The following is a 17,607-nucleotide window of genomic DNA, read 5'->3' as shown; positions in this document are numbered from 1 at the left end:
AAATTGTTATTATTGACTTAACAAAAGGGGAGAAAAATGGCTTCGGGTTATGAGTTTGACCTCTAAAGCCGAAAAACGCCTGTTTACAAGGCTTCCCAGAGCTACCGTATTCTAAATCGTATGCATAATCGTATGCACTTTTTTAACGTATTTGCGCTTCTGTTTTACAATAAATAATTACTCAAATCTACACATTTTTTTCGATTAATTTTGATGCTTTTTAGCAGTTTTTTCAAAACACCTAATCGCTTAAATATCAGTAGTTTAAAAATTTATAAAAATCTAATTCTAAAATTAATTTTTCATTAATTAGAATTAAAAATTTGAAAAAAATTACAATCTAAATTGAATACAAAAACGGTTTAAAAATCGGGAAATATTAAACTTTTTTTAAAATTTAAAAATTATCACTAAAAATTGAAGCTTTTATATACCTTTACGTTAGCAAAAAACAAATCGAAATTAATCTACTTTAAAACTATTTATGAAAAAAAATTACTTTAAAAACATTGCTACGTATTTAACTGTAGCATTATTATCAACTACAGCTATTTTCGCTCAAGTAAATGACGAAAATTTTGATGCCTTAACTCCTGCGCTTAGAGGTTTGGATTATACGACAAACGGAATTAGATTTCAGCAAATTTCTCCAAACTCTATTAGTCAAATGGCTTCTTTATCTGAACCTTCTGATTTTATAATTACTCCAACACCTACAGATCTTGGAATGTTATTTAACATCGATAACTCTGGTACTATTAACGGACCAAATATTGGCGCATTTGATTACAGAATAGGAAGCGCAGATGGATCTGAATTTAAAATTGAAACTATGGAAGCCGATATGTCTGCTAAAAGTTCTGCCAATGGTTATGCTTTTACAGCAACTATCACTGGTTATAGAGATGGTGCAGCAATTACAACAGACAATATAGATTTTACGGTAAGTGACACTAATGGTTCTGTAACCTATACAAAAGATGCAAATCCTGCTGCAAATGGCGGTGTATTAACTTTTAACGCAGCATGGAGCAACATTGACGAAATTAGATTTACTGGCGGAAATTCAAGTTCAATTTCGCTTTTAATGATTGATGTTTTAGATTTTTCTTCACCAACTTTAAGTGTAGCTAAACAAAATATTGACACTGATTTTTCAGTTTACCCTAATCCAACTAATGGACTTGTGAACTTAAAATTAGGAAATTCTAAAAACGTTAAAATAAAAGTGATTAATACTTTAGGTCAAGTTGTTTATAAAAAAGAAAATATTAACAGTTCTACTTTTAAGTTTGATTTTAACCAGCCAGCTGGAATTTATTTATTACAAATAGAATCTAAAGAGAAAAGCAAAACTATGAAACTTATTAAAAATTAAGTTTTAATACATTAACAAAAAAGCGGATCAATGACCCGCTTTTTTTATATTGTTTTTTTTCTCGTGATTAAAATTCATATTGTACCTAGTTATATTAATTACATCGATTAATTTATGATCGTTGTATATTAATTACATTTGTTTTTCTATATTTATCTCAGCTATTAACAATAACCCTAATACGGATTACCGTAAAATAAAAACTATTGCTTGTATTATTTTTGAGAATATATAATATCTTGTTGTAATTATTAGATATTAGGAATTATTTGATTGATAATATGAGTTGTATGCAATTACTAACCAAACTAAATGAAAAAAAATTACAAGAAAATTAAATACAAAAAATGGCACGATAAAAGAAGCCAAAAAATTGGAAAAAAACCCAAAAGGAATAAACCTTATGACCCAAACAAATTACCGATTTATAAAAATTCTAGAATTGAATTTATAAAAGCAGAACCAGTAATTGCACCAAAAAATATCTGCTTACTTTCAGAAACACATAAATCATTGGAATTCTACAGAGAACTAAGAAGAGAGAGAAATATTTCTAAAATGGGTAGAAATTGCTTTGTACAAATGGACATTTCTAAAGTTGAAGAATTTGACTATAGCTCTATTTGTGTTTTAATTGCAATAATTAGAGATTTAAAGTCAAAAGGAATATCATTAAGAGGTAATTATCCAGATAATCTTGAATGTAAAAATAAGATTATTGAATCAGGAATATTAACTTTTATGTTTGACAATAATGGTAAACCATTTAAAAAATCCGAAAAATCAGATTTACTATTTATTGAAAAAGGTTCAAAAATGTTGTCTAGAGAAGACAATATTCGTATCAGTAAAACTGTAACAAAAGTTGTAAAACATTTAACTGGTAATGAAAGTCATTTACCAAAATTAAGAACTATACTTTTAGAAATATGTGGTAATTCAATTGAATGGGCAGAGACATATAATAAACAATGGCTATTTGGCGTAAAATATGATGATGATAAAGCTATTTTTACAATTACAGATGTTGGTAAAGGGATTTTAAAAACCTTAAATAAAAAATTTAAGCATAAACTACGAGATACATTTTTAATGAAACAAGATGATGAAATTTTGCAAGGTGCGTTTATAAAAAAATATGGTTCTAGTTCAAGAAAAGTAAATAGAAATAAAGGACTACCTTCAATTAAAAATGGAAGTGATATCGGAATAATACAAAATCTTAAAGTAGTTACTAATAACGTAATCTTACATTATGACAATGAATTTAAATCGGAACTTTTAGATAAACACGAATTTCGTGGAACTTTATATAGATGGGAGGTAACTGCAAATACAATATTAAAAGCTAGCTAATGGAAAATACAATATACATAAAAGATTTTACTGAATATCCAGGTTTACGTCACTGTTCTATAAGTGATGATTCCGGAGAAGAATATTATCATTCAATACTAAATCAAGCATTTAAAAACTCTTATGAAAAAAAAGAAAAATTAGTTTTAAATCTGGATTTTACAGCTGGATACGCACCTTCTTTTTTGGATGAAGCTTTTGGAAATTTAATCTACGATTTTGGAATTGATACAGTCAATAATCATTTAGAAATAATCTCTGAGCAAGAGCCTGACCTTAAAGAAATGATAATATCTGAAACATTTCCACAATGGGAAGAAAGAAGAAACAATAATGACGAACCGAAAAAAACTAAAGAACACAAAGAATGGTTTAGATTAGTTGATGGTAAGTTATCAATTAAAAACAGTTAATTATGTGTTGTCCTAGTTCAATTTCTCTAGAAGCAAGTGATATAATTGCTATAATTGGAGTCATAATAAATTCATTTCTTGCTATTTGGATTGTGAAAACCTTACAAAACAATCTTGCTAACAAAAGATACTTAAAAGACCATTTAATTCAAGAAGTCAAAGACTTACGTAGTGAATACAAAAAGTTTTTGAATGAACTTTACCAAGGTAAATTAAGACCAAAACAAATTCTTCCATGGTTTAAATTAATGAATATAAAAACTCAAGATGTTATGGAAATAGTTAACCAAAAATATGGTCTTGATAAAGATGTTTTGAGAAACTATCAAATTGAATTAAGGAATATTGTTACAGAACAAGAGGAATTCAATGAAAACTTTAAAGAAAATAAATGTTTTCCTCTAAAAGAAAGTTCTTTAAAAGAAATACTTCAGTTTCAACAGAATAACAATTCTAAATTTAACAAACTGATTATAGAAATAAACGATAAAAAATAACTGCATACAACAATGGCTATAAGTAATTGCTTGTTCTCGCCTACTTCTGAAAATCCTCGTGGATTTTCAGTTTGGTGTGTACTTGCTAAGTTTCGTGCTAAACCACGCAACTACTCATAGCCGAGACCGTTAGCCGCAATAAAAACCAACGATAATGAACAAATTAAAACTACTACTAATTTCAATCTTATTGATTTCTTGCAATAACTCTGAAAAAGAGAATCAACTTGCGAAGGAAAATGAAATTCTTAAACAGAAATTAGAACAAAAAGAAAAAACGGAAATAAAAATGCAGAATATTAATGACTTTATTCCGAGCGGATTTGAAATTGTCGAATCTGGAAATGAGTTGAATAAAATAATGTCTGATTTAAATAAAGATGGAATTTCTGATTATGTAGTTTTATTAGCAAGTGGAAAAAACAACAAAGATTATTCTAATTCAAAAAATGTTCGACTTGCGATTTTCGAGGGACAAAATAATGGTTCATATAAATTAAAGAGTCAATCAGGTAACTTAACTTCATCATTTTTACACAAGAATCCTAACAAAAGAATAAAAGTTGCCAATAAAAACGTTATCAGCCTTAAACATCAATCAATGAGACACGATTATGAATTGAAATTCAGATACGAAAGCAAATATAAAAACTATATGCTTATTGGTTCTGAATACAATAATTACGGAAACGCTATGCAAGATGGAGCTGGAAATATTAGTTCGAACTTTCTTGCTGGAAAAAGAATTTCGACAATCGACGGAAAGAAAACTACGAAAGTGGATAAGGATTTAAAGCCAATTTCTGCAATTGACGATTATAATATTTACGAATTAATTAGTGAATAATACTGTGGCTAACAACGTATAAAAATAATTGCTATTTTGTGCTTAAATAAAGGTAGTTGCGTATTTGCTACATCTGAATTTCCTTCGGAAATTCCTCGCACGCAAACACGCAACTATTCTTATACAAGACCGTTGTAAATAATGCAAAACAAACATTACGAATAAATGAGTAAATTTTTAACTGGCAAAGATCTAGACGATGCAATTTGTGATATAATTTGGGATACGGAACGAACTTTATTAATTGTTTCACCATATATTAAGCTTGACGATTACTTTAAAAAACTGTTTGATAAACATGAAAACAATCCAAAGATTCATTTGATTTTAGTATTCGGTAAAAATGAAAGAGCAGTTAAAAAAAGTTTAAGTAAAGCTGATTTTGACTATTTCAAAAAATTTTTAAATGTTAGTATAATTTACGTTCCTAACTTACACGCCAAATATTATGGAAATGAGAAGAAAGGAGTAATTACATCAATTAATTTATATGATTACTCTTTTATAAACAACATAGAATTTGGTGTTTTCAGAGAACAAAGCATAATGGATAATTTCACTAAATCTGCGGACAAAGATGCTTGGGACAAATGCATCGACATTGCAGAAACTAATGATGTTGTCTTTATAAAAAGACCTGTGTTTGAAAACAAAAAGATGATTATCAACCTTGGAAAAAGCTATGTGAAATCTGATATTTTGTTTGACTCAACCGATAAATTTTACGGATATAGACGTAAAAGAAATGAAGAAGATAAAAGACTTTCTGATTTTCCAGACGAGCTTGAATTAGGTTCAGTCTTTTCAGAAAGACCTGCGAGAGAATCAGAGAAAAGAAAACAAAATGATTTTGGTTATTGCATTCGTTCTGGCGAAAAAATTAAATTTAATCCAAAACAACCTATGAGCAGAAATTCGTGGAAAATTTGGAATGAATATGGAAATGAAGATTTTCCTGAAAACTATTGTCATAAAACAGGCAAGAAATCGAATGGAAAAACATCGATGAGAAAACCAATATTATGAAAAAAGTACTATTTACAACAACGTAAAACAACAATTGAGGCTTCGTGTCCTGCGGACACAACCGCGCAAGCATAAAAGTCGGGAATTTTAGCTATCTTAGTTTTAACCAATTCGCAACTATTTGTCATACAAAACCGTTCTATCTAATAGAATGAGAGTTGTTTACAGGTAAAATAAACAAGACTAAAGCACTACTATGAAATATTTAATAATTCTATTTTTTGCATTTAACTTAAATGCTTATTCACAAACTACAGGGTGGAAATTGCTTAATGAAAATGAAGAACTTAAAATCTTTATTAAAGATCATTCTAAAAAATCAGCCTGGTATATGATTGAATATAAAAAGATAAAAATTAACGAAACTATTTTTGGTGATAAACAGAAAATAAAAAAAATTCTTACGCTTCATGAGTTTGATTGTGAAAATAAAATGATTGGAACTTTAGCTGAAATAAGCTACGATGAAAATGGTGATATTATAACCTCATCTGATTATGGAAAACTTGCAGATTTAAAACATGTTATTCCTGATACACTTGGAGAAATGATTTTATATAATTTCTGTAATTAAAGATTAAAAATTTTACTTACAACAATATCTATAAGTAATTGCTTGTTCTCGCCTAATCCTTAAAAATCAGTATTATAAATATAATTCTTAGTTTAGCGTAAATTATACGTTTAATTTACGCTAAATATCTATGTTAGATCCAAAACACTATACATGTAACTATTGCCAACAGGATTTTATTCCAAAACGACGTCGTGTACAAAAATACTGTAGTAATTCTTGCAGGTCTTCTGCATATCAATTAAGAAAGGGTAATAAAAATAATTTACCTGTAGCAAATAATACAAAACCTGTTACAGAACAAAATGATAAAATGACTTTAGCTGGTGTTGGTAATGCTGCTGTTGGATCTATGGTTGCAGGAGGACTTGTAAAACTTTTTACAAACGAAAAAAACAAACCAGCAACTAAAGGAGATATAGATTTGCTTTTACAAAAATTAGGAGGTCGTTATCATTTAGTAAAAAATTTACAACCTAATGCGCAAGGTGCTTTACCCTACTATGATTTGATAGATGGCAATATTGTATATCTAAATTATAAAACATATGACATATAGTAATAAAAATTTATATATAAGGATAATCATACTAATAATAGCATTAATTGTAGCTATTTATTGTTTTATGATAAAACTACCTGTACCTTTTAGAAAAGTAGATACAGAATTACATGCTCTATTTTATTTCTCTGCAGCTGCTTTTATCAATATTCTATTCCTAATTAGAACTATTAAAGATCACATTTTAGTTTTAAGTCTATTGTTTTTGTTCAGTGCTTTGGTAGAATTTGCTCAAGAATATTCAAATACATTTTATACTAAAAGAATACATGGCAACTTTGATCCAATAGACTTAAAATTTAACTTAATTGGATTAGTATCATTTTCAATATTTTGGTTCCTCTTTTATATCAGTTTAAAATCTCAAAATAAGGATTAAATTAACTTGTTTTCTGTTAATTTGGACAAACATATTTATTTATAATATAGTTAGTTATTGGTTTTAATGTTTTACCTGTTAATGGGTGTAACCCTAAACTAGAAAAAAAATTTATTTCCTTATTTTTATTTTTTCCATACCAATATCTAACCGATCCATCTTCATTAAAAAAATCTGAATCACAGTTTAATTCTACTTGTCTAAAATTTTCTATTCTATCACTTTTGTAGATTTTTAACTGATTTAAGTTATATTTCTTAGCATCAAATTTGACCTCAACATAGCGGTCATTTTCCCAAACCATCCATCTATTACTATCTGAATTTAAGAATACCACTCCTACAATTATTAAAATTGCTAATACTCCTCCAATAATAAGAGTTTTAGAGTTTTTATTAATTGTGTTAGATGTTAATTTAAAATCGCCATTATTGTGACTCCTATAATAGTCATGATAATTATCAAAGCCTAAATACATACTTAGACCATTCGCTACAAATAGTTTTAAATTTATGCTATCTCCTTCGACTGCTTTGTTGTGTTTATTTCTTAACGATTTTTCTCCATAAACTGTATTAGTATTTTCCTGAATATAATCTGATAAGAATTTTGAAATATTAGTTTTCACAGTTATACCTTCTTCACTCTTGACTTTTTCAAAAGCATCTAATATTAATTGGCTATACATTTTATATGGTTTATTTTTTTGATTATTAGCGAATTATAATTTAGGAAATTAATTACCAAGACATTTCCATGTCTTTTCCATGCTTTTTCCATAACAAAAAAAAGAATAGTACTTCTTTTGAAATGAAAATAGAATTGATCCCAATTTAAATATTTCGAAATATATCAATTCTCTAATTGTAATACAAAGTAAAGCGATTGTTTCCACGGGAAAAAGCAACACTTTTCTTCTGTATTAATGCTTTCCCGACATCATACGCCTTGGCGTAAAATTTAAAAATCCGAATTCATCGGACAGGAACCTTATTGTCAAATTTTAACACATTAAAATGGAAAAAACATTAAAATCAATCGCTTTATTATCAATGATAATTTTTTTAAATTCTTGCACACCAACAAGTTTAAAAGAAGAGTATAAAGAATTAAACCAAATGGAAAATTGTTGCGGAGAAGATGGAGACATACCACCTCCACCTCCGCCACCACCAACAGAAGATTAAATTCTATAAAAACAGAGATAAATATTTATCTCTGTTTTTTTAACTGAATCTCAATTTGATTACGGAATACCTTACAACTAATCCATCATATTTAGGTAATTTTAGTTATTAAATAAATCATTCACCATGAGAATTTTTTTTCTAATAATTTCATTTATAAACTTTAGTATTGTAACCAGTTGCGATCAAATTAAAAACAGTAATAATTATAGTCCTGGAAGCAAATTAGATAGTTTAAATGGTGTTTATGTCTATTTCAATGGATCAATGAGGAATGTATCTGGTCGTAATACAACTCCAGATGGCTATAATCTTGGTTTAAAGTACCAGTGTGTAGAATTTGTTAAAAGGTATTACTACAAACACTATAATCACAAGATGCCAAATAGTTGGGGACATGCAAAAGACTTTTACAAACAAGGTGTTTCTGATGGAAAAATTAATAATGATCGTAATCTAGTACAGTTCTCAAACTCAAGTAAAACAAAACCAAAGGTTGGTGATTTAGTTGTTTACAAAGGTTCTGCTTTAAATTCTTTTGGTCATGTTTCTATTATCTCATTAGTCAAGAGTAATAAAATAGAAGTCATACAACAAAACGTAGGCACTCGATCTAGAGAAAAATTTAGACTTAAACACAACAATAATAAATGGTATATTGATAATGACAGAATAGTTGGTTGGCTGAGAATGAAAGGCTAAATTTTACTTTACAACTAAAACATTTTATAGTTGTAAAAAATTACCCAGTCATCCCTTCTAAAAAGACCTGAACAAACTCCTTCATTTTTAAAATGATACGTTCGCCTATCTCTCTTGCTTTTAAAATGCTTGGTCTGTTATCCAAACATTTAAAAACCTCATCTCGTATAGGTTCTTGACCGCTATATACATAGCTATCTATTAATGCGTTAAATTGTAGTTGATCTAATCCTTCCTCTTCACATAGTTTTGATAATGCTATGACTTTTTCTTGTTGCCAGAACTTTTCAAACTCGTCTGGTATATCATCAGGATTTTCAATATGTGGTAGATTTTCTTCAATAAACTTCTCTATAAGTTCTCGTTTGCTACGTAACTCTACTTCGCCACCAAGTAAGTCGATAATAGCTTTTTTCTGTGCTTTAGCTTCTGATGGTTTTGACTCTTTTAATTTAGCTAATAGCTGTAAAATGTAAGCAACATTAATTTCGTCACGATGAATTAACTCCAACTCAAAGTCAATATCATCAAGAATAGACGTTTTATGTTTTTGCTTGTCGGTTTTTACTTTATCGTATAAGTCTAAGTATTTACTTTTATAATCCTCAAAAGTTTGCTCGTCAATACCTAAATCATCCCAATCGAAATCTACATACGATTCTAATACGTTTTTAGCTCGTAATAAGCGTCTGAATGCTGTAACAAATTCTAGTTCTTGGTTTTCGTCACGTAAATCGTCAACACTTTGGTAGGTTGGTGTAATTTGAAGTAAGTTTTTTAAGGCTTCATCAAATTTTGATGCGATAGACTCATAAGGTGGTAAAATGATTTCTTCTTTGGCTTCTTTATTAGAAAACAACGTGATGGCTTCATCTGTAGCGCCTTTTAAATTCCTAAAGCAAATAATATTTCCTTGCGATTTTTGTTCACCTAAAATTCGGTTGGTTCTAGAAAAAGCTTGTATTAAACCATGATACTTTAGATTTTTATCGACATAAAGTGTATTGACTTTTTTTGCATCAAAACCAGTCAACATCATATTCACCACAATAACAATATCTAATCGATCTTTGTCTTTAAAAGTGATTTTCTCTCGTTCTTTTAAGCGCTTACTAATGTCTTTAAAATAGTTCTCAAACTGTTTACTGTCTTTAGTTGAAAAACTAGTATTATACATACTGTTATAATCAGCTATGTAATCGTCTAACTTTTCTCTGGTATGTTTACCATACACTGCACTTGGTTCTGCTGCTGCATCAAATTCATCTTCTGTATCTGGTAAATAATCCTGTGCAGTTTTACTGTCTTCATTCGCACCATATGAAAATATAGTTGCAATACGCAAGTTATGTTCTCCTGCTTCTTTTTTGCGTTTAAATATGTCGTAGTATTTTATCAAAACATCAATACTACTTACTGCAAATAATGCTGAATACGCTTTATTAAAGGTTTTAGAACTATGATAGTTAATGATATAATCGGCTATCTTTTCTAAGCGTTTCTCATCTTGAAACACTTCTGCTTTATCAATATCTTCTACTTCAATATCGATAAACGTATTGCTTTTTTGCTTGTATTTACCAATGTATTCTATACCAAACTTTAGTACGTTTCCATCTTTAATAGCATCTGTTATCACATATTTGTGTAAGCATTTGCCAAATAAGTCTTTTGTAGTGCGTTTACCTAAATCATTTTTTGATGCATTATCTGCAAAAATGGGTGTTCCTGTAAACCCAAATAACTGACTGTTTGTAAAATAGTTGGTAATAAGCTCGTGTGTTTTACCAAATTGACTGCGGTGACACTCATCAAAAATGATAACAATACGTTGATTTTTTAATGTAGATAATTGGTTTTCGTAATGTGTTTTTGATATGGCGTTGTTTAACTTTTGTATGGTGGTTAATACCAATTTAGATTCGTCTGTAAGTTGTTTTACTAGACTACTGGTATTATTTGTAACATCTACACTATCTTTTTTAAAGCTGTTAAACTCTTTCATAGTTTGGTAGTCTAGATCTTTACGGTCTACTACAAACAAAACCTTATCTACCTGTGGTAAATCCATTAAAATCTGACTCGCTTTAAACGAGGTTAATGTCTTACCACTACCTGTGGTATGCCATACATAACCGTTATCGTTACTAGTTTTTACTTGCTCTACCAATTGCTCTACTGCAAAGAATTGATACGGACGTAACACCATAAGTATTTTATGGGTTTCGTTACGTACTATGTACTTGGCAATCATTTTACCCAAATGATCGGGATTTAAAAACGAAGCCGCAAAATCTGTAAGCTCTGTAATGTTTTTGTTATTTACATCGCTCCAAAAGAAGGTTTGTTTTACCGATTGCAACTCGTTATTGGCTAAATATTTAGTATTTACACCATTACTAATTACAAACAATTGTACATATTGAAATAACCCATTGTTACTCCAAAACGTGTGCTTTTGATAGCGGTTAATTTGATTAAATGCTTCTTTGATTTCTAAACCACGACGTTTTAACTCTATTTGTACCAGCGGTAAACCGTTTACTAAAAGCGTAACATCGTAACGGTTTTTATATACACCGTCTTGGGTGATTTGGTGAGTGACTTGAAATAGATTTTTAGACCAATCTTCGCTATTAAAAAACTGAATGTAAGTAGGCTCACCAGCATCGTTAGTAAACTGAAACCTGCCTCGTAAGGTTTTGGCTTTGTCAAACACATTACCTTTTGCTAAGTGATTTAAAACGGTTTCAAACTCTTTATCACTAATTACTAGATTATTAAAACGTTGTAACTGCTGTTTTAAGTTAGCTAACAACGCATTACTATCTGTTATTTTTACAGACGTGTAACCTAATCCAACCAGTTGAGTTATTAAGTTTTGTTCTAATATAGCTTCAGATTGTGTGGTCATTATTCTATTGCGTTATTAACTTTTATCCAATATGGTAACAAAATATCGTAAAACAACTTCATAGATTGACAATACCAATCTATAAAAGCTTCATCTTTTTGATTACGCCAACCATCAATATCTCCTGTTATCTCTAATGCCGACTTTTCGAATTTAATTCTTGAAGCTTTTTTACCTTCTAAACGTTCCCAAATAATTTCACCTAATGTAAATTTTTCGTCAATCTCATGTTTATATTGAAACATAGCATCTATTAAGGTCTTAGTCTCATCTTGTCCAATATAAAGTTCTACTCTGTATCCTTTTCTACCAATACAAAAACCAAACGAACCACGACCACGTAAAGTGCTAATATTAAAATATGGCTTAGCTGTAACATTGTCTAATAAGTCCATTTTACGAACTTTAAGTTCTGCTTTTAGTTTATTCCAAAACTCTACTAACCTTGTTTCAGTTTCTGCTACTTTTTTACTTTTAGATTTCTCTTCAAGTTCTTTTTCCATAGCATCTATCATAAACTCTTTGGTTTCTGGTAACGGAATTATTTGTTCTATTTGTAAAAACAACTCTTCGCCTTTACCAAAAGGAATTGCTCTAAAACATTGAATATTTACACTGTGTTGTAGTAGCCATAATACTGTAGAAGTAACTTCTTTACGATAGTTATTTGCTACAAAAATGATGCGTTGGTCGTTACGGTTAAGCAATAAACCATCTTCATCTATATCTAAAAACTCTAAGATGTTATCTTTAGCCTCTTCATTTAAACTTTGAGCATCTAAATACTCTTGGTATATTTTAATAATTTGAGATGTTGACAATGTAGAACAATACGACACGTATTTTAAGGCTTGCCAAACGACATGTCTACCAGTATCGTCTAATTTATTTTCTATAACAACGATGTCTCCATTTTTATCTAAAGCAAGAAGATCTAAACGCTCTTGCGTATCATTAAAACCATCAAACTCTTTTTGGATGATTAATAAGTCTTCACCAAGAATTTCTGGATTTTTAGCAATCCATTCTTGTAAGTTTTCACGTTCTCTAAATTGAAGCTCACTAAATTTACGTTCTTCTAATTTTGTGATATTATTTTGCTCTCTGCTTATTCTGTACATTTTTGGTTAGCTGTGATTAAACAAACATTTGCTGCAACAAGCCTTTTTTAAACTGTTGTGTGGCTTCTATTTGTTGGGTAACTGTTTCTATTTTACTATCTATAGCGCTTAAATAATTGGCGATTTTCTTTCGCTCATCATAAGTAGGCATAGGTATTGGCATTTTAAAAAAATCAGAATTTGTTATATTCATTCTATCGTGTCTTGCCCCAAAATTTGCAACACTATGCAAATATTTATGCCAATTAGTTGTTTCAAAATAGTGTTCAAAATATTCCAATAAAGATTCTTTAAACCTAAATATTGAATATAAAGGTGACATAACTCCTTTTTGAAGTTTATTCCTTTTTATTGGCCCAACAGGTGCACTTGCAGATATTCTTGGATTGTATACAAAATCATCTTTTGAAACTATATAATATCCTTCCAAATTATTTTGATTGGCAATTTCTTTATCAAAGTATTCTTGCTGACTTACAACGCCTTGTGTAGCTGAATTTGTAAGTACAAAATTCACTTCGTTTGAAGTATTTTTGGTTGAAATTCTATCCGCTATTTCTCCCAACCTCTTCTCTTCCCAATCTGGGTAATCACTACCATTATCTTGTTTAAAGCGTAGTTGTTGGCTAAACAGTTGTTGCATCACGCCTTTTTTGTACTGCGCCAGTAGCTCCTTTTTTTGGTTGAGTTGCTGTAGTTTGCTATCTACTGCGGTTAAAAATTGAGCTATTTTTTGTTGTTCGGGAATATTTGGAACTTGAAATTTTAATTCCTTCATTATTCCTATGCTTAACCCATCCATTATACCTCCAACAGATAATCTTTTGACTTGCTTCAGCATTTTGAAGGAACCAAATAATTGGGCAAGAAAATCAGGTGTTATTACATTTTCATTTAGTTGCAACCTAATCATATGAGAATCCATGATACCTCTTTCAATGCCTACAGGTACAACCGTACATCTGCCAATAGTGCCCATTGTTGATACTACAAAATCATCTGGATAAATTTCATTTGTCTTTAATCTATTAAAGTGCTCTTCTGTTATGAATCTATCTCCAAAATTGAAGTCATCAATAAAAATGTTTTCTTGACCGTACACTTTAAACCCTTTCTTAACGAATGTGTCTTTTTTTAATTGACTACCAAAAGGACCTATTTTCATTGCACCTTTATGATGAGCTATTAATTCAGGAACCTCTTTTTGCTTCCATTCAGCATCAAATTCGTTAAAGCGTAGTTGTGGTACATTGATGTCGTTTACTTTAATCATTTATATGAAGTAGTCTTTGTTTAATAAATGTTTTTAATTCCTTTTCTCTTTGAATAATAAAATCTTGTATTGAATCTGTATTTTGCCAATCTAATTCTTCATTATTGATTTTATTTTGAGACATTAAAGGTGCAGCCTTATAAGATTCTATTTTTTTATCAATCCCTTTTCTTCCCTTTTTTGAATTTGATGATACGGTATCTAAAACAAGGTTACCTATTGAGTGTAAGTAACTTTCATTAAAATCCTCGTCAAACTCTAATTGAGATTTTCTGGCGCTTATATGCTCAATATTATACTTAGTACGTGCATCTTGACTAAAGTAATTATGAATTGTTAATAGTGGATGTCCTTCTTCTTTTCTTAAATGGTTTTCATATTTAAACAAGATAAATTTTACCATATTTTTCTTTACCCATTCATAGTAGTTGTCGTAATCTAATGTTTCCTGAGTTCGATTATTAATATTCCACCAGTTATGATGTAAAATATTTGAAAAAACAATGAAAAAATCATCATCATTTCTAATATGTTCATACAACTTCTCATCTCTATTTTGCAGTCTAATGAATGAAGCTCTAAATGTAAACGCTGTTAGTATTTTACAAAACTCCTCTAATCGATCTTTATCATTTTTGTAAATAATCATAAGAAAAGGATAGTATGGCCCTACTTTGCCTATCATATGAAAATCGTCTAAAGACGATATACCAACTTCATTATTTCTTAGTTTTATAAAAATATCAAAACTCTCTTTCAGTCTAGTAATATAACTTACTATCGTTTCTTTTATCTTAACATCTTCAACATTATCAATAAATAATTGATTAATTTGATTCTTGATAAATTTACTAGGGTTATTAAAATTTTCTGAGTTAGTTTTTTCAAATGCAATGGTATGATACCTTAGTACATCGTTCTCATTTAGATTATATTTTTCTACATTTCTATATATAGCTGCAATACAATCTTGTATAACTTTTAAAGGTTGTTCATGGTTTTTTATATCTAAAGAACCTACCTTATACATGAGAAAACTCTTTACACTTTCTAAGTTTGTAAGTCTTCTTCCTCTATCGTTTAACAATTCAAATATTAAAGTAGCATCAGAAAAATCTTGTACTACATAATTAATAATAGTAGCATTACTTATAAGATCAAAAATTTTTTCAAGTGAAGTTTTAGAAATATTTTCAATCTCTTTTTTTAGGTATTGCTTAGCTTGTATCAGATTTTTTTGAGCTGGTGTTTCAAAAGTATCAGCTTTATTGTTTTCTAGTATGTAAGTGTTTAAAAAATTGTTATCCTCATTATCCAATTCTAACTTGTAAACACCATCTGAATCCTTAACAAATCTTCGGTATGTTTTATTAGAAACTTTATCTGAAGACAACTCTAATAATCTCTCAATTAATACCTTAGCAAAAATAATTATTGTAGTTAATCTTTGCTGACCATCAACAATATCTAAAATTTCATAATCACCTCGTCGATTTTGATTATGAAATAAAAAAGTACCTAAGAAGTAAGATTTATTACCTCTTTGATTTACTAAATCATCCAAAAAATCTTTTAGATTTTCTTCTTGCCAGGTATAGGTTCTTTGATAATTAGGAATTTTAAAAATCCTATCAGCATTAAATAATTCGTATATACTGCTTTGTCCATTTTGCATATTAAAATGGTGTTTTAATTCCTAATTCTTTACAAAAGCCTGTTATTACTTCATCTGTGCTTTCCATCTCTTGTTCTAGCTGTTGTAATTGCTGTGATACGGCTTGTAGGTCTACAGGTTCTTCTTCTTCAAAGGTATCTACATAGCGTGGTATGTTTAGGTTGTAATCATTTTCTTTTACCTCGTCTAGACTGGCTACATAGCTGTATTTGTCTATGGTTGCTGGATGCGTATCATGAGATCCTGAAACAAGTTCAGGATGACAATAAGTTCTATATGTGTTTACGATTTTGTCTATATGTTCTGGCAGTAGTACATTCTGGGTTTTTACTTTTTCAAAATGGTTACTGGCATCTATAAACAATATGTTGTTACTGCGTGCGCTGGTTTTACGGTCTTTTTTAAGCACCAAAATACAAGTTGGTATACTGGTTCCGTAAAAAATATTAGCTGGCAGACCTATTACGGCATCTAGCTGGTTGGTGTCTGCAATAAGGTATTTACGTATATGACCTTCGGCAGCACCACGAAACAAAACACCGTGGGGTAATACACACGCCATAGTCCCATTGGTATCTAACTGGTATATCATGTGCTGTACAAAAGCAAAGTCGGCTTTACTTTTGGGTGCCATTTTTCCGTATGGTGAAAAACGCTCGTCGCTTATAATAGCATCTGGATTCCATTTTGCAGAAAACGGTGGATTTGCCACTATGGCTTCAAACTTAAGCTCGCTATGTACTGGCGATGGGTTTACTAGGGTATCTTCGTTATAAATATCAAAACGTTTGTAATGCACATCGTGCATAATCATGTTCATACGTGCCAAGTTGTATGTGGTTGGGTTGCTTTCTTGCCCGTAAAAGGCGCCAACTTCGTTCACTTCTTTTGCCACACGTAGTAGTAAGGAACCAGATCCACAGGTTGGATCGTACACGCTTTTAAGTCGGTCTTTATCTGTAGTGACTAACTGCGCTAGTATTTTAGACACTTGCTGTGGTGTATAAAACTCTCCAGCCTTTTTACCTGCGCCACTTGCAAATTGTCCAATAAGATACTCGTAAGCATCACCTAGAATGTCGCTTTCGGCATTGTCTACATCAAAATTAATGGCTTCTAAACGGTTTAGTATTTTTACGATAAGCTCGTTTTTGGCTTCTTCGGTCTTCCCTAGTTTGCTACTGGTAAGGTCTAAATCTTCAAAGAGGTTACCAAAATCGTCTTCGCTCTCGCTACCCATAGTGCTTTGCTCTATGCTAGTGAGTACTTTTTGTAAATCTTCAAGTATAAATTTATTGACACCACCAGAATTACCACGTTTTGCCAACTCGCTAAACAGTTCGGTTGGTTTTAAGAAATACCCTAAAGCGTCTAACGCATCGGTACGCAATGCATCTATAAGCGCTTCTTCTTGCTCATGACCCATTACTTGGTCGTAAGTTAAGCCATCTGGCGCTAATGCTTTGTTAGCGTGCAGCGTCATTTTACGGCTTAGGTATTTGTAAAAAATAAAGCCTAGTATGTAGTCTCTAAAATCGTCTGCATCCATATTACCACGAAGGTCGTTGGCGATGTTCCAGAGTGTTTGATGTAGTTGTTGTTGGTTTTCGGACATTTAATTAAAATAATTTCAATTTAATTTTAGCTTAAAAAGCAATAGGATAAATATAACTAAAGCCTTTACTATTTGGAAAGAAATATAT

The 17,607-nt window shown here is 30.2% G+C and carries 17 protein-coding genes; 11 read left to right on the top strand and 6 right to left on the bottom strand.

Features of this window, described 5'->3' with window-relative positions; all coding sequences use genetic code 11:
- Positions 1 to 484 precede the first annotated feature (484 nt).
- From IFB02_RS08195 to IFB02_RS08155, 9 genes are all read left to right on the top strand, one after another.
- On the top strand, positions 485 to 1,378 hold the full coding sequence (locus tag IFB02_RS08195) for a T9SS type A sorting domain-containing protein (protein WP_191072649.1): 894 nt from the start codon (positions 485 to 487) through the stop codon (positions 1,376 to 1,378).
- A gap of 312 nt (positions 1,379 to 1,690) precedes the next feature.
- Positions 1,691 to 2,734: a hypothetical protein gene (locus tag IFB02_RS08190; protein ID WP_191072648.1), complete on the top strand. Its 1,044-nt coding sequence runs from the start codon at positions 1,691 to 1,693 to the stop codon at positions 2,732 to 2,734.
- Complete coding sequence (locus IFB02_RS08185) at positions 2,734 to 3,147, top strand: STAS-like domain-containing protein (RefSeq protein WP_191072647.1); 414 nt, start codon at positions 2,734 to 2,736, stop codon at positions 3,145 to 3,147. Before IFB02_RS08190 ends, IFB02_RS08185 begins: the two co-directional genes overlap by 1 nt.
- A gap of 2 nt (positions 3,148 to 3,149) precedes the next feature.
- Positions 3,150 to 3,644, top strand: a complete 495-nt coding sequence (locus tag IFB02_RS08180) for a hypothetical protein (protein WP_191072646.1) — start codon at positions 3,150 to 3,152, stop codon at positions 3,642 to 3,644.
- Positions 3,645 to 3,798: 154 nt separating this feature from the next.
- Positions 3,799 to 4,491, top strand: a complete 693-nt coding sequence (locus tag IFB02_RS08175) for a hypothetical protein (RefSeq protein WP_191072645.1) — start codon at positions 3,799 to 3,801, stop codon at positions 4,489 to 4,491.
- A 165-nt stretch (positions 4,492 to 4,656) separates the two neighbouring features.
- Positions 4,657 to 5,517, top strand: a complete 861-nt coding sequence (locus IFB02_RS08170; protein ID WP_191072644.1) for a phospholipase D family protein — start codon at positions 4,657 to 4,659, stop codon at positions 5,515 to 5,517.
- A gap of 196 nt (positions 5,518 to 5,713) precedes the next feature.
- On the top strand, positions 5,714 to 6,091 hold the full coding sequence (locus tag IFB02_RS08165) for a surface-adhesin E family protein (RefSeq protein ID WP_191072643.1): 378 nt from the start codon (positions 5,714 to 5,716) through the stop codon (positions 6,089 to 6,091).
- 130 nt (positions 6,092 to 6,221) lie between these two features.
- The gene (locus IFB02_RS08160; protein ID WP_191072642.1) at positions 6,222 to 6,650 is read left to right on the top strand and encodes a hypothetical protein; all 429 of its coding nucleotides are present in this window, start codon (positions 6,222 to 6,224) and stop codon (positions 6,648 to 6,650) included.
- A gap of 67 nt (positions 6,651 to 6,717) precedes the next feature.
- The gene (locus IFB02_RS08155; RefSeq protein WP_191072641.1) at positions 6,718 to 7,032 is read left to right on the top strand and encodes a hypothetical protein; all 315 of its coding nucleotides are present in this window, start codon (positions 6,718 to 6,720) and stop codon (positions 7,030 to 7,032) included.
- 16 nt (positions 7,033 to 7,048) lie between these two features.
- On the opposite strand, the gene IFB02_RS08150 is transcribed toward IFB02_RS08155, so the two are convergent.
- Positions 7,049 to 7,720 carry a hypothetical protein gene (locus tag IFB02_RS08150; RefSeq protein WP_191072640.1) on the bottom strand — a complete coding sequence of 224 codons (672 nt, stop codon included), beginning with the start codon at positions 7,718 to 7,720 and terminating at the stop codon, positions 7,049 to 7,051.
- Between the two features lie 328 nt (positions 7,721 to 8,048).
- On the opposite strand from IFB02_RS08150, the gene IFB02_RS08145 reads away from it, so the two are divergent.
- A complete protein-coding gene (locus IFB02_RS08145; RefSeq protein WP_181256099.1) occupies positions 8,049 to 8,219 on the top strand; it encodes a hypothetical protein in 171 nt (56 codons plus the stop codon).
- Between the two features lie 126 nt (positions 8,220 to 8,345).
- Entirely contained in the window at positions 8,346 to 8,921 is a 576-nt protein-coding gene (locus tag IFB02_RS08140) for a CHAP domain-containing protein (RefSeq protein ID WP_191072639.1), read from the top strand.
- Between the two features lie 40 nt (positions 8,922 to 8,961).
- Here IFB02_RS08140 and IFB02_RS08135 read toward each other — a convergent pair whose 3' ends face one another.
- The 5 genes from IFB02_RS08135 to IFB02_RS08115 are packed head-to-tail and all read right to left on the bottom strand — an operon-like array spanning position 8,962 to position 17,519.
- On the bottom strand, positions 8,962 to 11,835 hold the full coding sequence (locus IFB02_RS08135) for a type I restriction endonuclease subunit R (protein WP_191072638.1): 2,874 nt from the start codon (positions 11,833 to 11,835) through the stop codon (positions 8,962 to 8,964).
- Positions 11,835 to 12,956, bottom strand: a complete 1,122-nt coding sequence (locus IFB02_RS08130; RefSeq protein ID WP_191072637.1) for a DUF4268 domain-containing protein — start codon at positions 12,954 to 12,956, stop codon at positions 11,835 to 11,837. The genes IFB02_RS08135 and IFB02_RS08130 overlap by 1 nt, the downstream gene beginning before the upstream one ends.
- A gap of 16 nt (positions 12,957 to 12,972) precedes the next feature.
- Positions 12,973 to 14,229, bottom strand: coding sequence for a restriction endonuclease subunit S (locus IFB02_RS08125; protein ID WP_191072636.1), 1,257 nt, complete (start codon positions 14,227 to 14,229; stop codon positions 12,973 to 12,975).
- Positions 14,222 to 15,904 carry a DUF262 domain-containing protein gene (locus IFB02_RS08120; RefSeq protein ID WP_191072635.1) on the bottom strand — a complete coding sequence of 561 codons (1,683 nt, stop codon included), beginning with the start codon at positions 15,902 to 15,904 and terminating at the stop codon, positions 14,222 to 14,224. The genes IFB02_RS08125 and IFB02_RS08120 overlap by 8 nt, the downstream gene beginning before the upstream one ends.
- Before the next feature lies 1 nt (position 15,905).
- Positions 15,906 to 17,519 carry a type I restriction-modification system subunit M gene (locus IFB02_RS08115; protein WP_191072634.1) on the bottom strand — a complete coding sequence of 538 codons (1,614 nt, stop codon included), beginning with the start codon at positions 17,517 to 17,519 and terminating at the stop codon, positions 15,906 to 15,908.
- Positions 17,520 to 17,607: the final 88 nt, after the last annotated feature.

This window comes from Mesoflavibacter profundi (genome assembly GCF_014764305.1).
Lineage (GTDB): Bacteria > Bacteroidota > Bacteroidia > Flavobacteriales > Flavobacteriaceae > Mesoflavibacter > Mesoflavibacter profundi.
The sequence above is the reverse complement of the archived record's forward strand: the minus strand, read 5'-3'. Positions and strand labels throughout refer to the sequence as shown.

What these genes read in the sequence shown, in the direction of transcription:
- IFB02_RS08120 (WP_191072635.1), bottom strand. Translation starts at nt 15,904, where the DNA reads ATGCAAAATGGACAAAGCAGTATATACGAATTATTTAATGCTGATAGG.
- IFB02_RS08115 (WP_191072634.1), bottom strand. Translation starts at nt 17,519, where the DNA reads ATGTCCGAAAACCAACAACAACTACATCAAACACTCTGGAACATCGCC.
- IFB02_RS08130 (WP_191072637.1), bottom strand. Translation starts at nt 12,956, where the DNA reads ATGTACAGAATAAGCAGAGAGCAAAATAATATCACAAAATTAGAAGAA.
- IFB02_RS08140 (WP_191072639.1), top strand. Translation starts at nt 8,346, where the DNA reads ATGAGAATTTTTTTTCTAATAATTTCATTTATAAACTTTAGTATTGTA.
- IFB02_RS08195 (WP_191072649.1), top strand. Translation starts at nt 485, where the DNA reads ATGAAAAAAAATTACTTTAAAAACATTGCTACGTATTTAACTGTAGCA.
- IFB02_RS08145 (WP_181256099.1), top strand. Translation starts at nt 8,049, where the DNA reads ATGGAAAAAACATTAAAATCAATCGCTTTATTATCAATGATAATTTTT.
- IFB02_RS08125 (WP_191072636.1), bottom strand. Translation starts at nt 14,229, where the DNA reads ATGATTAAAGTAAACGACATCAATGTACCACAACTACGCTTTAACGAA.
- IFB02_RS08150 (WP_191072640.1), bottom strand. Translation starts at nt 7,720, where the DNA reads ATGTATAGCCAATTAATATTAGATGCTTTTGAAAAAGTCAAGAGTGAA.
- IFB02_RS08135 (WP_191072638.1), bottom strand. Translation starts at nt 11,835, where the DNA reads ATGACCACACAATCTGAAGCTATATTAGAACAAAACTTAATAACTCAA.
- IFB02_RS08170 (WP_191072644.1), top strand. Translation starts at nt 4,657, where the DNA reads ATGAGTAAATTTTTAACTGGCAAAGATCTAGACGATGCAATTTGTGAT.
- IFB02_RS08190 (WP_191072648.1), top strand. Translation starts at nt 1,691, where the DNA reads ATGAAAAAAAATTACAAGAAAATTAAATACAAAAAATGGCACGATAAA.
- IFB02_RS08155 (WP_191072641.1), top strand. Translation starts at nt 6,718, where the DNA reads ATGATAAAACTACCTGTACCTTTTAGAAAAGTAGATACAGAATTACAT.
- IFB02_RS08160 (WP_191072642.1), top strand. Translation starts at nt 6,222, where the DNA reads ATGTTAGATCCAAAACACTATACATGTAACTATTGCCAACAGGATTTT.
- IFB02_RS08165 (WP_191072643.1), top strand. Translation starts at nt 5,714, where the DNA reads ATGAAATATTTAATAATTCTATTTTTTGCATTTAACTTAAATGCTTAT.
- IFB02_RS08180 (WP_191072646.1), top strand. Translation starts at nt 3,150, where the DNA reads ATGTGTTGTCCTAGTTCAATTTCTCTAGAAGCAAGTGATATAATTGCT.
- IFB02_RS08175 (WP_191072645.1), top strand. Translation starts at nt 3,799, where the DNA reads ATGAACAAATTAAAACTACTACTAATTTCAATCTTATTGATTTCTTGC.
- IFB02_RS08185 (WP_191072647.1), top strand. Translation starts at nt 2,734, where the DNA reads ATGGAAAATACAATATACATAAAAGATTTTACTGAATATCCAGGTTTA.